Source organism: Salinivirga sp., assembly GCF_055145285.1.
Window position 1 is genome coordinate 44,540 of record NZ_JBSRDC010000008.1, and the last position, 15,185, is coordinate 59,724.

Consider the following 15,185-nt stretch of genomic DNA (forward strand, 5'->3'; position numbering starts at 1 on the left):
AGCGGGCTATTTAATGAATTTTCAAGGGAGTTAAAGGGCAAAAGAACAAGTTTAAAACGTCAAGTTATTTCGGCACAATTCCTAAACTTGATTAATAGGCAAACAAAAAACGGACGATGATTTGCCGTCCGTTTTAACTTTATCTTGTTTTGAGATTAATCATTGTGAATTTTAAACATTCCCATTTCTTCGATCTCAAAGTTTTTGATATATGTAGCTCTTTGCGCATTTTCGGCATAGGCCAGTTTCAGGAATACTTTGGCGCTTTGGGCATAACTTTCATCGCGCATAGTATCAAGCAACAATAGCCATCCCATAATAATATTACCGGCCATTTCTACCATTCGACGTGCCTGTAAATTAATATAATCGTCATCCTCTGCCTGGTCATTTAATTCTTCTACTATGCTGACTACATTTTCATATTCAGCAGTCATTTCCATCAATTTGTGTTTCAGGTGCTCATATTCAGGCTTAATGGATTCATTTTCATACTCCCTGATTTGTTTCAGGAAAATCCCGGTTGTTACCCCACGAATGGCGGCTACAACCTGCAATTGCGATGTTCCTTCATAAATAGTTGTAATACGGGCATCACGGTAAATACGTTCAATTGGGTAGTCTTTCATAAACCCGGAACCACCGTGAATCTGAAGGCTGTCGTAAGCAATCTGATTACTGTATTCACTGGAAATCAGTTTAAGCAGCGGGGTATAAGCATCTGATAAACGGGTGTAATGCTTCATTTCCTGACGCTCCTCCTTCTCCAGTTTTCTCTCCTCAGAAAGGTGGGTGTAGGATTTATACACATCTACAAAACGTGTGGTTTCATAAAGCAATGCTCTAACAGCTTTAACGCGGGCATCCATGTTGGTTAACATTTCGTATACCGCAGGAAATTTGTCAATAGTTTTGCCAAACTGCGCGCGCTCAGCAGCATAATCTACCGCCTCGCGATAAGCAGCCTCAGCTATACCAACTGATTGTGCACCAACGCCAAGGCGCGCTCCGTTCATAAGCGACATCACGTATTTGATCAGTCCCATTTTGCGTGACCCAATTAATTGGGCCGGAGCATTATTAAATACGAGTTCGCAGGTTGGTGAACCTTTAATACCCAATTTATTTTCGATGCGGCGCACATTTACTGCCTGATCCTCTTTGTCGTAGAGAAAAAGCGACAAGCCACGTCCATCAACCGTGCCGGTTTCGGAGCGTGCAAGTACAAGCGAAACGTCGGCATCGCCGTTGGTGATAAAACGCTTCACGCCATTGAGGTACCACTGATCTTCTTGCTCGTTGTAAGTAGCTTTTAGCTGAACAGCCTGAAGATCTGACCCGGCATCGGGTTCAGTTAGGTCCATTGCAGCTGTAGCACCTTCATTAAATTTTGGCAGATACTTATCTTTTAAATCATCGGAGGCAAATTCATGAATGGTTTCGGCACAATCCTGCAATCCCCAGATGTTGGCAAAACCAGCATCGGCACGTGAAACCAATTCGGCGGCCATTACATAAGGAACCATAGAAAAGTTGAGTCCATTGTATTTACGTGGCAATGACATTCCGATGAGGCCTGCCTTGGTTAATGCTTCGTGGTTTTCGGCAGTACCACGGGCATACTCCACCCGGCCGTCAATTACTTTTGGGCCGTCCTGATCTACTGATTCAGCGTTGGGTGATATGGTGTTGGCGCAAATATCTCCAACAATCTCCAGCACTTTCTCATAGTTGTCGAGTGCATCTTCAAAGTCGGCAGGAGCATAATCAAATTTCTCATAATCAGCATAATTATGCTCTTTCAGGTCGACGATCTTTTTCATCAATGGATGCTCCAGATGAAATCTAAGATCTTTATTATCTGTATAGAAATTAGCCATTATTCTCAGGTTTTTTATTTCGTATTTTTCTTATATGCTTTAATCATGCGTGGAATAATTTCAGCCACATCCCCATTAATTACATAATCGGCAATTTGGTTGATGGGTGCAGTTTCATCTGTATTGATTGCAATAATCATGGATGAATTTTCCATTCCGGCGCGGTGCTGAATTTGTCCGCTTATACCACAGGCAATGTAAAGTTTTGGTCTTACCGTTACTCCGGTTTGTCCCACCTGACGCTCATGCCCGGCAAAACCTGCATCGACTGCGGCACGAGATGCTGCCACTTCTCCTCCAAGCACTTCAGCCAAATCATACAGCAAATTAAAGTTTTCGGGTGATCCCATTCCGTAACCACCGGCAATAATTACCTGCGATCCGGTAAGATTCACCTTACGTTTTTCCATATGACGCTCCACGATGCTGATAACAAAATCCTCATCTTTCACTGATTTCGATACGTCAATATTTTTAACTTCCCCTTTGTACGCTGTCTCAACTATTTCTTTTTTCATTACACCCTCGCGAACAGTTGCCATTTGTGGGCGGTGCTCAGGGTTAATGATGGTAGCAATAATATTACCACCAAAAGCCGGACGAATTTGATACAAGAGCTGATCGTATGTTTTACCCGCTTTTTTATCTTCATGCGACCCAATTTCCAGGCTTGTGCAATCTGCTGTTAAACCCGACTTAAGTTTAGAAGACACGCGTGGCCCAAGGTCTCTGCCCTGTGAGGTTGCTCCCAGTAAGGCAATTTCAGGTTTTATTTCTTTGAACAGATCTGTAATTATTGCAGTATAAGGCAATGTGAGATAATGCTCCAGGCGCTTATCTTCTGCTTTGTACACTACATCTGTTCCATATGGAAATATCTGATTTTCTACATCTTTTAGGTCTTTTCCAATAACAACAGCTTCCAGTTTCGTTTTCAATTGATTGGCCAGCTGACGTCCTTTTGTAAGAAGTTCGAGGCTCACATCGGCCACTTTTCCTTCTTCCAGTTCACATATTACAAATACACTATTCACAATTATTGCGTTTTAATAGGTTCAACATTCAGATTAGCCAATCGTATGATTTTCGATCAACTCTTTAATCATTTCTTCAACGCCGGCATCGGTATTTTCAACCTTTCTGGATTCTTTGGCTTCAAGTATCACATTCTCGATGCCTTTTACTTTTGTTGGAGAACCACTCAAACCGAGTAACTCCACATCTGCACCTACATCTTTAACGCTTAGCTCCTCAATTTGCAAATATGGTTTATTCTCAAACAATGTAATATAATCCTCGTTTGCAGCCTGCAATTCAGTCACTGTTTTTGCATACTTAAACTTCATTGTTTGCTTTGCATGTCGTGGCCTGCATTCAGGAGCCGAGGCATTTACAGTAATAACACATGGCAGTGTACTGCTTACTTCCTCTACTCCACGTTCGAGTCTGCGACGAATTTTAATCTTCTTTTTAGATATTTCAAGTACCTCTTCTGTATAGGTAATCTGAGGTAAATTCAATTTTTCAGCTACCTGTGGTCCTACCTGTGCTGTGTCTCCATCAATAGCCTGGCGGCCAGCTACAATAATGTCATAGGGACCGGTTTTTTCAATTGCTTTAGAAATGGCATACGAAGTGGCCAGCGTATCGGAACCGGCAAATGCCCGATCTGTGAGCAAATAACCATTATCGGCTCCACGGTAGAGGCCTTCTCTTATTACTTCAGCCGCTCTTCCGGGGCCCATTGTGAGCACCGTTACAGTTGAGCCGGCTACACGATCTTTAATGCGCAAGGCTTGTTCCAAAGCATTCAAATCTTCCGGATTGAAGATGGCTGGTAAAGCTCCTCGGTTTACCGTACCATCAGCTTTCATCGCATCTTTCCCTACATTACGCGTGTCGGGAACCTGCTTGGCAAGTACAATAATTTTTAATCCACTCATGGCGAAATATTTCTGTTTGAATTTTTGACAAATATAATTAAATGATTGGTTTTAAACAGTTCCATCTTGAAAGGAATGCTCGCAAACGGCACTAAATACGGGTTTTGAAGCACATTATTTTTCCGAAATGTTCAACAACTGACCGGTTTTGATATCGAACACCACCTGGCGTGAGGTGTCGTACAATAAGTTTGAAGGTAAAAATGAATACTTTCCCCATTGGGCTACAGGAAAAAATCCATCGGCCAGTTTTTTGTCATTAATTTGCAACTCAGCACGGGCTCTTGCGCCAATCCTGTAAACTATACCTTTAGCCTGGAGTAGCTCAAGCCTTGCCTTATCTTGTTGTTCAGGAAGTATTTCAGGTGTCAGTCTTAAAAAAACAGGTGCCCCCAGTCCATATAGCTTATCATTCTCCATTCCCTCTGTTTTTTGAGTTATGCCGTTGGCCTCGGAAAAATAGAACAATACCTCTTTGGCGTCTTCCGCCATGCCTGGTTCTGGTTCATATACAAAATTATAAATCAAAGTATCGCGTTGTGTATGCCCCGTAAAAAGTTCAAGATAACTCTCTTCGAGTAAGTTAAGTTCTTCGGTCCGCCCTGTAACATCCTCAGGAATTTGATCTGTTTCCGAAATTCCGGCCAACAACAGAAACCGATTTTCTCGTAAAGTTGCGATAAACTTGGCAGCCGCCCAGGCCATTTCCTGAAAGGTCTTAACCTCAGTAACCTCTTTTTCTACCGGTACACGAACCAGGGCTGAGTCTATTTTTTTATACTCATAAGATACCTCTTCTGTGATATCCACTATGGGTTTTACAGAAAGATCTGTAAAAACAAACTTCGCTTCAGGTGGCAGATAATTTGTTAAATCTGGGTTTTGTATGTTTTGTACATCTTTAATATTCAACCCGGCAAGAATACCTGCTTCTGTCAGGTTAATATTAACTGGTTGTTTTGAATCTATATGTATGAAATATTGCTCTGCCGGATCAGGATAAGCGAGCAGTTTTATTTTAGCATCAGCAATCTTATAGTTAACATCGTCATATTTTACAATCTGCTCATCAATGCCCAGATATTCGCCTGCATAATCGGCATAAGGACCTTTGAATTGCTGTTCTCTTACGACCAACACTTTAATGTGAATAACATTTTTAGGCAAAAAATATGACATCTGTGCCTTATTGGCGGCGTTAAACTCTACATAAGGTTTGTGAACTTTTTCATTGGACTTACATCCGCCCAAAAAAAGTATGATTAAGGTATATAAAAACAATCTATGCATTGTGGTTGCTGGTTTGTTGTGAACTTTATGTCTGCTGGGCAGAGGTGCTTGTGTATTTTAACTCTGCTCTCGCTTATGCAAATATAAAGTACAAATCTTTACTTATTGCAATTCCCTGATACTTTTGTATGCCATTCCGAGATGATCTATAATGTCCGTTGCGATTAAACTTTCCTCTGACTGCTGCTGCAGGGCCAAATCTGCGGATTTACCGTGCACAAAAACGCCAAGCTTTGCGGCTTCAAATGGGTCATAACCCGAAGATAGCAGCCCTAAAACAATACCTGTAAGCACATCACCGCTACCTCCTTTGGCCATGGCCGGATTTCCTGTGCTATTAAAATGCACTTCACCGTTAGTGGTCACTACAGCGGTGTGAGCGCCCTTTAATACTATGTTGATGCTGTATTTTTTTGCCATTTCCCTGGCTGACTCAAGACGCTCAAAATGTGTTTTATGCGCATTAGATAACCTATCAAATTCTTTGGGATGAGGTGTAATAATAGTTCCTTCAGGAAGGTTTTCCAGCCACTCTTTATGAAGCGAAATGATATTTAAGGCATCGGCATCGAGCACCAACGGGTTCACAGAACTATCAATCAACATTTTTAAGCCATCCTGCATTGATTTTTTTTGCCCGATTCCCGGGCCTGCTCCGGCCACTGAGTATTTATTTAGCTCTTTTTTGCGACAGTACAATTGTTCGGTTTCATCAATAACAATCATGGCCTCAGGTATAGTTGCCTGCAAAATTTCATACGACGATTCAGGAATATGCACCGACAGTAAACCGGAACCACTACGAATACATGCACGGGCGGCTAAAACAGCTGCACCGGTTTTTCCATAACTGCCGGCAACCAATAAAGCATGACCAAAGTTGCCTTTATGAGCAAATCTTTTCCGCTGTTCTATCTTTGGCAGGTCTTCAGGTTGCGTATAATGATATGCGGTTGGAGTTTCATGAATAGCTTTGGGCAACAGGCCAATAGACTTTGCATGCCACTCCCCTACATATTTTTCATTTTCGGGCAATAGAAAAGCCAGTTTTGGGAACTCAAAACTGATGGTAAAGTCAGCTGCTATAATTGAGCCGGAATTTTGTCGATTATCCTCACTAAAAAGTCCTGAAGGTATATCGATACTCATCACGGGGTTGGGTAAATTATTAATAAAATCGATTACTTTGGCAGGCCAGCCTTCGGCAGGACGTGTTAGTCCACTGCCAAAAACACCTTCTACAACTAAATGGTTGGTGGGTATTGCCGGAAATTCATCCTGGTCTGAAAGCTCTAGCAAGCCTATATTTTGATAAGCCTTTAGCCTATCGATATTGGTTTGACAATCAGGCGAACGATTCTTTCCTATTTTCAATAGCCACAAAAAAACCGGATATCCATTATCGGCCAGTATCCTTGCCAGTGCAACGGCATCGCCACCATTGTTGCCGGGTCCGGCAAAAAGAGTAACTGGAATTTTAGCATCAAATTTTTCAGCTATAAATTCAAACAATTGGTTTGCAGCACGCTCCATAAGATTGATGGACAAAACAGGCTCTTGCTGAATGGTTGCCTTATCTATTTCACGTATTTGTTGACTATTGAAAATCTTCATAAATAATACCCTTAAACTTTAGTTAGCCAAAAATACCAAAAATAAACGGCATTGTCAATACGTTACCAGAAGGTGCAAGAGACTATAATACAACCTATTATATTTATTGAAAAAATGACTTAACGAATAGTTCACAAATATGGTGACGCTCAAAAAATTATTTTATATTTGTCAATTCATGCAAATGAATTACTAACCAAAGAAAAATAATTATGTTTAAAGGACACCCAAAAGGACTAATTGCAGCATCCCTGGCGAACATGGGGGAGCGGTTTGGCTTTTACACCATGATGGCTATTTTGGTGCTTTTCTTACAAGCAAAATTTGGATTGAGTGGTGGCGATGCCGGCCTCATTTATTCAGTATTTTATTTCTCAATCTACATTCTTGCTTTTGTGGGAGGTTTAATTGCAGACCGGATTCGAAACTACAAAGGCACAATCCTTACCGGTATTCTGGTCATGGGCTTAGGTTATGCAGTAGTAGCTCTGCCTACGCAAACCCCGGTACCCGATGAAATGCGGGCACTCTTACTATCCCTGACCATTTTCGGACTATTTATTATTGCGTTTGGTAACGGATTGTTTAAAGGAAACCTGCAAGCCCTGGTAGGCCAAATGTACGACAACGAAAAGTATGGCAGTAAACGGGACTCAGGATTCTCTTTGTTTTACATGTTTATTAATGTTGGGGCCATTTTTGCGCCATTTACAGCAATTGGAATCAGAAACTGGTGGCTGAACAATAACGGGTTCAATTACAATCCGGACCTACCTGCCATGTGTCACAAACATCTGGAAAGCGGTCTTTCTGAACAAGCACTGACCCGGTTTAATGAAATGCAGGCACAAGCGACAAATACCGCTGAATTGGCTGGTATGAATTTAGATGCATTCGCTTCAAAATACCTTGAGGTATTTTCTACCGGCTTCCACTATGCATTTGGAATTGCTGTAGGAGCAATGGTTATATCATTGCTCATTTATCTTGCCAATAAAAACAAATTCCCCAGTGTTCAGAAAAAATCAAAAGGTGACAAGAAAAAAGAAGCTGTTGGTTCAGAAATGAGTACCAAAGAGATCAAACAAAGACTTTATGCTCTTTTTGCTGTATTTGGCGTAGTTATCTTTTTCTGGTTCTCTTTCCACCAAAACGGGCTCACATTAACTATGTTTGCCAGGGATTTCACTGATTTGAGCGGAATTGCCATAAATCTTGGATTTGTGACCATTGAAGGGGCCGAAATTTTCCAGTCTATTAACCCAATCTTTATTGTACTCCTTACACCAATTATAGTTGGGTTCTTTGGCTGGTTGCGCTCCAGAGGAATGGAACCTTCAACACCCAAGAAAATTGCCATTGGTATGTTCATAGCCGGTATGGCTTATGTGGTAATGATTCTTGGTTCAATGGGCTTACCTGAGTTCTCATCAATTGATCCGCAACAAGACGGGATTCCCCTACAAACAGCACAACGCGTTACTCCGATGCTGTTGATCGGAACATACCTCATTCTAACAATTGCTGAGCTTTTCATCAGCCCGCTGGGAATTTCATTCGTATCCAAAGTGGCTCCACCGCAATATCAAGGAATTATGCAAGGGGGTTGGCTTGGTGCAACAGCACTAGGTAACCAGCTGCTTTTCATCGGAGCAATACTTTATGAAAGTGTACCATTGTGGATGACATGGAGTGTGTTTGTTATAGCATGTTTCATTTCTATGGGTACCATGATTTTCATGCTGAAATGGCTTGAAAGAGTTTCAAAATAATATATTTAAGATGTTTTCAAAAAGGTCGTTCCGGAAGGTTCGACCTTTTTTTATTAAAGTTTGTTAGATTGTCGTTTTTTTTTTCTTTGCCCTGTAATCATGATTACAAATTTATATTACTAATTAAAATTTTAAACAGATGAAAACTATTAAAATTGTTGGGCTATTCCTGGCCTTTCTTTTCACAGGTGCTTTAATTTATAAAGGCTGTGAAGAAATCGAAGTAAACAAAAGTTTGAATTCAGCTTTCGACATTACAACAATTACTGCTGAAGATGCTAAAGAAATCGGCAAGCTGCATAATAAGTTTATTGATAGAGCTTTTGATCATTACTTAGGCGACTCAAAATCAGATGGACAAATTGATAACCTTGATTTAATTGAATTAGTTGATGTTTTGAGTCAACAACCTGAAGCTGAGGGCTTATCTAATGAGTCTATTGGCCACATAAAAGAGTTTTTCTATGAATTTTCTACTGATGAAGATTCTGATGTGCCATACGGAGAACAATTCTTAAATTATGTAAAGGATAAAGTTGAAGAATCGTATGGGACTAGTTGTGAGGAGATTATAAATAACTCAAAACGAGCGAATTTTGATTCGAAACAATTCACTGCTTTACATAATATTGCAGTTAGTGCCCATAGTAGTTCGAAGGACTATTGGACAGCTTTTTATCCTGATAAAGCTCCTGGAACTGGGGTCATAGCCGGAGATACAGCTGGAATACTCTGGGGAGCGTCTTTTGGACCTATAGGATCAGCCTTAGCTGGGGGTATAGTCTCTATGGTACTTAATGAGAATGAATATGGTTGTGGTGGACCTGTTTTCGATGGAGTGATACACACACCGAAAGATTGTTAGAATAAAAACATGAAAGTTACCTAAGAAAAAAAATTATATCTTAGGTAACTTTATTTATCAATAATACAGAGCGTTATGATTAAAAGGATTATTACTGCCACATTAGCATACCTTAGCGTTTTTATCTTTATGAGTTTAACAACAGAACATAACTTCTTTAAAGACAATCTGCCTGAACTTTTTATTTCTTATTTTATATATATAGCAATATATATACTTATTGTGTATTTAGATAAGAAGATTAGGAAAAATGGATGATACAGTAAAGTAGTTTTGTTCAAATGTGAATGATACTTTTTCAGCAGAAGAACCGAGCCATTACCAAATTTTTGTCACACTGCGCCTTCGCCTAGCGAGGCACGCGTATGATTATTCGGAGGAATAAAAGTAAAAAGCTTAATGTCAGAAATAGGAGGTTCTATATGACCATTGAACCGAACGAAGTGAGCTCATGAACTTGCGAATAAAATTAATCTAAAACATTTCGAAACTGCTTAAAAACTTCCCAAATAACAATCCCTCCAGAAACAGAAACGTTGAGTGAATGTTTCGTTCCATATTGTGGAATTTCAATGACTATGTCGCACTGATATAGCACAGATTGCTGCACCCCTTTTACTTCATTGCCAAAAACCAGTGCGATAGGCTGATTGTTTTCGTTCTTGTAATCTTCAAGCATTACCGGATTATCAACCTGTTCAATGCCTGCCATAATAAAACGTTTTTGCTTCAAACTTTCCACAACATCCTGGGTGCTTTCATGGTAACTCCAGTCTACAGATTCGGTAGCGCCTAATGCCGTTTTGCGAATTTCGTTGCTGGGCGGCTGGGCAGTAATGCCACACAAGTATATGTGGGCAACCCTGAAAGCATCGGCCGTGCGGAAAAAGGAGCCCACGTTGTGGGCACTTCTGATGTTGTCCAGCACTAAAACTACCGGCAACTTCTCAGCCTGTTTAAAAGAATCAGTATCAAGACGCTCTATTTCAAATATTTTAAGTTTCCGCATGGTCAAATCGTTTCTGCAAAAATAGCACGGATCATCAAAATGTTTAAACTATTCTGTAGTTTTTATTGTTTGCCAAATGAGTTGATTAATTGGGATCCTTTATTCATATCTCATTTGTAAATATGAAAAAAAATAAATACGTTTACGCTATCAATCATTAAAATATCTACATCCATGAATATTCATGAATACCAGGCCAAAACAATCTTAAAATCATTTAATGTACCAATACCGGCAGGCATAGTAGCCGACACAGCCGAAAAAGCAGTGGAAGCCGCCCGTCAGGTTGCAGAACAAACTGGTTGTGACACCTGGGCTGTAAAGGCTCAGATACACGCCGGCGGACGAGGCAAAGGCGGCGGTGTAAAAATTGCAAAATCGCTGGACGATGTAAAAACCTACGCCAAAGATATTATTGGTATGCAGCTGGTTACACATCAAACCGGACCTGAAGGTAAAAAGGTGCACCGTGTACTAATTGAGCAGGGTATTTATTATCCGGGACCTTCGGAAATTGAAGAGTTTTACGTGAGTGTTTTACTCAACCGCGACACAGGGCGCAATATTGTGATGTACAGCACTGAAGGGGGCATGGACATCGAAACTGTAGCTGAAAAAACACCGGAACTCATTTTTAAAGAAGAGGTAGATCCTGCTACGGGATTAATGCCATTTCAGGCCCGGCGCATTGCTTTTAATCTGGGTTTAAGCGGCCAGGCTTTTAAATCTATGGTAAAATTTGCCATGGCCCTTTATAAAGCTTACGAGGGTAGCGATTCCTCGCTATTTGAGATCAACCCGGTAATGAAAACTTCTGACGATAAAGTTATGGCCGCCGATGCCAAAGTAAACCTCGACGACAATGCATTGTTCCGTCATCAGGACTACGCAGAAATGCGCGACCTTACAGAAGAAGATCCCGCTGAAGTGGAAGCCGGAAAACATGGACTCAACTTTGTAAAACTCGACGGAAATGTAGGCTGCATGGTAAATGGAGCAGGTTTGGCCATGGCTACCATGGATATTATCAAACTTAGTGGAGGCGACCCTGCCAACTTCCTCGATGTAGGGGGCACGGCTAATGCCAAAACCGTAGAAGCTGGCTTCCGCATCATCCTTAAAGATGAGAATGTGAAAGCCATCCTCATCAACATTTTTGGTGGTATTGTACGTTGCGACCGTGTAGCCCAGGGCGTGGTAGATGCTTACAAAAGCATAGGCGACATACAGGTACCGGTAATTGTAAGACTACAAGGAACCAATGCGCAGGAAGGAAAAGAATTAATCGACAATTCAGGGCTGAAAGTTTCCTCAGCCATCACGCTACAGGAAGCAGCCGATCAGGTAAAAACAAATATATAGTAAAAACTTCTCAACTAAAATCAGTGAGGGTTTCGCATTTTGCGAGGCCCTTACTTTTACAATCTTTTTTTCTTGACAAAAAAAGATACAAAAAAGTCAAGATCAAATTACGCTTCAACCCGCTCTGTTAAATCAATTAAATGACAAATAAAAGCTGGACGAGCCTCTTTTATGTCATTTATATTGATCCAACATTCACTCCAACGCTGGCCCGCCAATTTGATCAGGCCAACCCGCATTGGGCAGTTATTCTAAAACACCTGGTTACGTTTGTTTTTTTTGATCGACATAAGTATTTTAAGCGAGCACCTTCTATCATGCAGCAAATAGCCAAAGGCAAATTCAACTGTACTTGTAAGTTCAATACATCCATTTAAAATAAATTATGTTGGAATGAAACTGTTTGAGGATGATGCACAACGACATTGAAAAGAAATGATTATATCAACAGAATCATCGATTTTTTTCAATTTAAGCCGGTTATCGGCTTAAATTTTGCTTCGTTTTTGGTTCAACCGAATCACCGTTAGTTGATGAGCACATGACCAAAGCGAATAACCCAAAAATGAAGAGCCAAACCGGATTGAGGTAAGGTGTAATCAATGTTGAAATACTTCAATTATAGTATTTTTCACTCAATTTGACAATTGAATTATTCAACAGAATCAAATATGCCTTAAAAGTACATAGAGGCAACCAGCCTCCAAATATTTTTTAAAGCATTAATTTTCAGTGATAATATTTATTGATGCCAGTATGGGGTACAAAATTTGACAATGGAAAAGTAAGTCTACAACTTTATGCTGTGATCCGTAAAAGCATATTATCCCTGACTGTTTGTGGCTTCTCGAAACGAACGCAGCGAACATATCACGCTAAGGGCGCAACGGATTCTTACGTTGCCGGAGTTGTGTATTCGTAAGAGCGTTGAATATAAAATTTTCTGACCCGTTGATGGGTATAATTCCTATAGGCACTACTCCATGCGAATTTATATGAGATTACCGAATTTTCTACAACACCTTTTTCTGCTCCAAAAAGAAAAACGTCACAGTTTTTGTAATGTAATTTTGAAAAGCATATTGGTTCTCATTTTTATGCTTATTTTCGCATTCTCAAACGACTAAAAACAGCACCATGCAATACCAACGCAAACCAGACTGGCTTAAAATACAGCTGCCAAAAAGTGACAGTTACAAAAAAATAAACCAACTTCTCCAAGAGAATAATCTCCACACCATTTGCACAAGTGGTAAATGCCCGAATATGGGTGAATGCTGGAACAACGGTACTGCCACATTCATGATTCTGGGCGACACCTGCACCCGGGCATGCCGGTTTTGCAATGTGAATACCAGCAAAAACCCTGCTCCGCCAGACGAAAACGAACCAATTAAACTGGCTCGTACAATTGCTAAACTTGGGTTAAAACATGCCGTGCTCACCTCAGTAGACCGCGATGATTTGCCACAAAAAGGAGCGTATCACTGGCAGCGCACAATCAAAGAAATTAAATATAAAAATCCGGATCTTACTATTGAGGCGCTTATTCCCGATTTTGATGCCAACCCAAGATTCCTGGATATGGTAATTGATGCCGAACCCGATATCATTTCGCACAACCTGGAAACCGTAAAACACCTGACACCCAAAATACGGTCAAAAGCTGAATACCAGCGGTCATTGCGTGTACTAAAATACCTGGCGCAGAACGACGTGCAAACTAAAAGCGGCATTATGGTTGGCCTTGGAGAAACACAAGAAGATATTGATAAAACCATGGACGACCTGCTGGCTGTAGAATGCAAAATAATGACCATAGGGCAATACCTACAACCGTCAGCGAGGAACATACCTGTGCAGCGATATGTTACACCTGATGAGTTTCAGGAATATAAAAAAGCTGGTCTGAAAAAGGGCTTTGAAATAGTAGAAAGCGGACCACTTGTGCGGTCATCATACCACGCTGAACAACATCTATCAAAAGAAAACTAGTTATGACAAACAAAATTATTTTCGAAGACTGGAAAACGCTCGAATACGCTGAAGCCTGGAAAAAACAGGAAGTAATTTTTAATAAGCAAATTACACGCAAACAGAACGAAGAACCCACTGAAAACAACCTGATTTTTGTGGAGCATCCACATGTGTACACACTTGGGAAACATGGCGACCGTACCAACATGCTCATTTCAGACGAAATGCTCGAAAAAATCAATGCTACTTATTACCACATCGACCGTGGCGGCGATGTTACCTACCATGGTCCCGGACAAATTGTGGGGTATCCGATTTTTGACCTGGAAAACCTCGGTGTTTCTTATAAAGGTTTCATCGAAAAAATCGAAAACGGCATCATCAATTACCTGAAGGAAGCTCATGGTTTAGACACCTTTCAACTGCCCAAAGCCACCGGTGTGTGGTTAGAAAGCAAGCGCGGACATGAAAAAGTTTGTGCCATCGGAACCCGTGCCAGCAAGTACGTAACCATGCATGGTTTTGCCCTCAACATTAACACCAACCTGGAATATTTCGATTACATCAATCCATGTGGATTTACCGATAAAGGCGTAACCACACTTGCAAAAGTAAAAGGGGCAAAACAGGACTTCGAAAAAGAGAAATCAATATTGAAAGGTTTTTTAGCTGAAGCCTTTGAAGCTGATTTAGTATAGCTTTAGCTAGATAAATAGTCGCAAGTGATCCGTCAAACTGGTCATTAATGCTCCGAACCAGCACGAAAATATTGACTATATGCAGACAAGTCACCAGGTGAATTGTGCATTGCCATTTATACATAGCCATCTTTCCCGAACGGTTATAAGGTATTCACCCGGTGACTTTCAAGCTTTTGGGCGTGTGAGGTCTTCGCTAAGAGTGAAACCCTCCCTGTTCGGGGTTGTCTATCGCATGCCGGCAAGGAGTTGGCCTCCAAGTATTTAGATTATTCGTAACAGCCAGCGCTGAAAAATATCTCAGGTACTGCAGACAAGTCACCGGGTGAATTGTGCATTGCCATTTATACACAGCCATCTTTCCGAATGGTTATAAAGTATTCACCCGGTGACTTTCAGGCTTTTGGGCTGAGTTACGATGCGAGGCACCTGGCTATGTTTTCAAAATCATTTCCTTCCCAAGCATAGAACCTGGTACTCGCACTGCGACTAGCCTGACACTTCGTTTATTCCAGGGAAATAATAATAAAACAAGTCCGAGGCGAAGTGCCCCGGACCTGGTTTTATTCCACCTGTTACTATTTTTTAGTTTACTACGATACTTTGTGTATGCAGGGTTGTATGGTTTTGATCTATTTTGATGAAATAAATGCCGTCAGGCAATTCCTCCATATTGACCGTTTTCTGATATTGGCCTGCATTACTCATTTCATGATGCAATGCCCTGATTAGTTTACCTGCGCTGTTGTAAATTTTAACAGCCACACTCCCTGCC

The 15,185-nt window shown here is 40.8% G+C and carries 12 protein-coding genes and 1 pseudogene; 6 read left to right on the top strand and 7 right to left on the bottom strand.

All coding sequences use genetic code 11. The annotated features are described in order from the left end of the window. Positions 1–155: 155 nt before the first annotated feature. From ACTB0Y_RS02030 to ACTB0Y_RS02050, 5 genes are all read right to left on the bottom strand, one after another. A complete protein-coding gene (locus ACTB0Y_RS02030) occupies positions 156–1,880 on the bottom strand; it encodes an acyl-CoA dehydrogenase family protein (protein ID WP_463205121.1) in 1,725 nt (574 codons plus the stop codon). A gap of 14 nt (positions 1,881–1,894) precedes the next feature. Continuing rightward, a complete protein-coding gene (locus ACTB0Y_RS02035; protein ID WP_463205122.1) occupies positions 1,895–2,914 on the bottom strand; it encodes an electron transfer flavoprotein subunit alpha/FixB family protein in 1,020 nt (339 codons plus the stop codon). Positions 2,915–2,947: 33 nt separating this feature from the next. Then, positions 2,948–3,823: an electron transfer flavoprotein subunit beta/FixA family protein gene (locus ACTB0Y_RS02040; RefSeq protein ID WP_463205123.1), complete on the bottom strand. Its 876-nt coding sequence runs from the start codon at positions 3,821–3,823 to the stop codon at positions 2,948–2,950. A 114-nt stretch (positions 3,824–3,937) separates the two neighbouring features. Then, positions 3,938–5,113, bottom strand: a complete 1,176-nt coding sequence (locus tag ACTB0Y_RS02045; RefSeq protein WP_463205124.1) for a DUF4831 family protein — start codon at positions 5,111–5,113, stop codon at positions 3,938–3,940. A 102-nt stretch (positions 5,114–5,215) separates the two neighbouring features. Further along, positions 5,216–6,727 (bottom strand): NAD(P)H-hydrate dehydratase, encoded by a 1,512-nt coding sequence (locus ACTB0Y_RS02050; protein ID WP_463205125.1) that lies wholly within the window; start codon positions 6,725–6,727, stop codon positions 5,216–5,218. Between the two features lie 212 nt (positions 6,728–6,939). On the opposite strand from ACTB0Y_RS02050, the gene ACTB0Y_RS02055 reads away from it, so the two are divergent. Further along, entirely contained in the window at positions 6,940–8,499 is a 1,560-nt protein-coding gene (locus tag ACTB0Y_RS02055; RefSeq protein ID WP_463205126.1) for a peptide MFS transporter, read from the top strand. Positions 8,500–8,638: 139 nt separating this feature from the next. After that, on the top strand, positions 8,639–9,364 hold the full coding sequence (locus ACTB0Y_RS02060; RefSeq protein WP_463205127.1) for a hypothetical protein: 726 nt from the start codon (positions 8,639–8,641) through the stop codon (positions 9,362–9,364). Positions 9,365–9,833: 469 nt separating this feature from the next. Here the strand turns inward: ACTB0Y_RS02060 and ACTB0Y_RS02065 are convergent, their stop codons facing one another. After that, positions 9,834–10,373, bottom strand: coding sequence for an RNA methyltransferase (locus ACTB0Y_RS02065; protein WP_463205128.1), 540 nt, complete (start codon positions 10,371–10,373; stop codon positions 9,834–9,836). A gap of 174 nt (positions 10,374–10,547) precedes the next feature. Here ACTB0Y_RS02065 and sucC point away from each other — a divergent pair, with 174 nt between their 5' ends. The 4 genes and pseudogenes from sucC (at position 10,548) to lipB (ending at position 14,410) form a co-directional block, all read left to right on the top strand. Continuing rightward, positions 10,548–11,735: an ADP-forming succinate--CoA ligase subunit beta gene (gene sucC, locus ACTB0Y_RS02070; protein ID WP_463205129.1), complete on the top strand. Its 1,188-nt coding sequence runs from the start codon at positions 10,548–10,550 to the stop codon at positions 11,733–11,735. Positions 11,736–11,875: 140 nt separating this feature from the next. Beyond that, the gene (locus tag ACTB0Y_RS02075) at positions 11,876–12,112 is read left to right on the top strand and encodes a hypothetical protein (RefSeq protein WP_463205130.1); all 237 of its coding nucleotides are present in this window, start codon (positions 11,876–11,878) and stop codon (positions 12,110–12,112) included. A 748-nt stretch (positions 12,113–12,860) separates the two neighbouring features. Beyond that, a pseudogene (gene lipA / locus ACTB0Y_RS02080) lies at positions 12,861–13,730 on the top strand (lipoyl synthase); the annotation flags it as partial. 2 nt (positions 13,731–13,732) lie between these two features. Next, positions 13,733–14,410 (top strand): lipoyl(octanoyl) transferase LipB, encoded by a 678-nt coding sequence (lipB, locus tag ACTB0Y_RS02085; RefSeq protein WP_463205131.1) that lies wholly within the window; start codon positions 13,733–13,735, stop codon positions 14,408–14,410. A 585-nt stretch (positions 14,411–14,995) separates the two neighbouring features. On the opposite strand, the gene ACTB0Y_RS02090 is transcribed toward lipB, so the two are convergent. Beyond that, positions 14,996–15,185: T9SS type A sorting domain-containing protein (locus ACTB0Y_RS02090; protein WP_463205132.1), on the bottom strand; the 190-nt coding region annotated here is incomplete at its 5' end.

Coding starts and splice junctions, on each gene's coding strand:
- ACTB0Y_RS02030 (WP_463205121.1), bottom strand. CDS start 1,880: ATGGCTAATTTCTATACAGATAATAAAGATCTTAGATTTCATCTGGAG.
- ACTB0Y_RS02040 (WP_463205123.1), bottom strand. CDS start 3,823: ATGAGTGGATTAAAAATTATTGTACTTGCCAAGCAGGTTCCCGACACG.
- ACTB0Y_RS02045 (WP_463205124.1), bottom strand. CDS start 5,113: ATGCATAGATTGTTTTTATATACCTTAATCATACTTTTTTTGGGCGGA.
- ACTB0Y_RS02050 (WP_463205125.1), bottom strand. CDS start 6,727: ATGAAGATTTTCAATAGTCAACAAATACGTGAAATAGATAAGGCAACC.
- ACTB0Y_RS02055 (WP_463205126.1), top strand. CDS start 6,940: ATGTTTAAAGGACACCCAAAAGGACTAATTGCAGCATCCCTGGCGAAC.
- ACTB0Y_RS02060 (WP_463205127.1), top strand. CDS start 8,639: ATGAAAACTATTAAAATTGTTGGGCTATTCCTGGCCTTTCTTTTCACA.
- ACTB0Y_RS02065 (WP_463205128.1), bottom strand. CDS start 10,373: ATGCGGAAACTTAAAATATTTGAAATAGAGCGTCTTGATACTGATTCT.
- sucC (WP_463205129.1), top strand. CDS start 10,548: ATGAATATTCATGAATACCAGGCCAAAACAATCTTAAAATCATTTAAT.
- ACTB0Y_RS02075 (WP_463205130.1), top strand. CDS start 11,876: ATGACAAATAAAAGCTGGACGAGCCTCTTTTATGTCATTTATATTGAT.
- lipB (WP_463205131.1), top strand. CDS start 13,733: ATGACAAACAAAATTATTTTCGAAGACTGGAAAACGCTCGAATACGCT.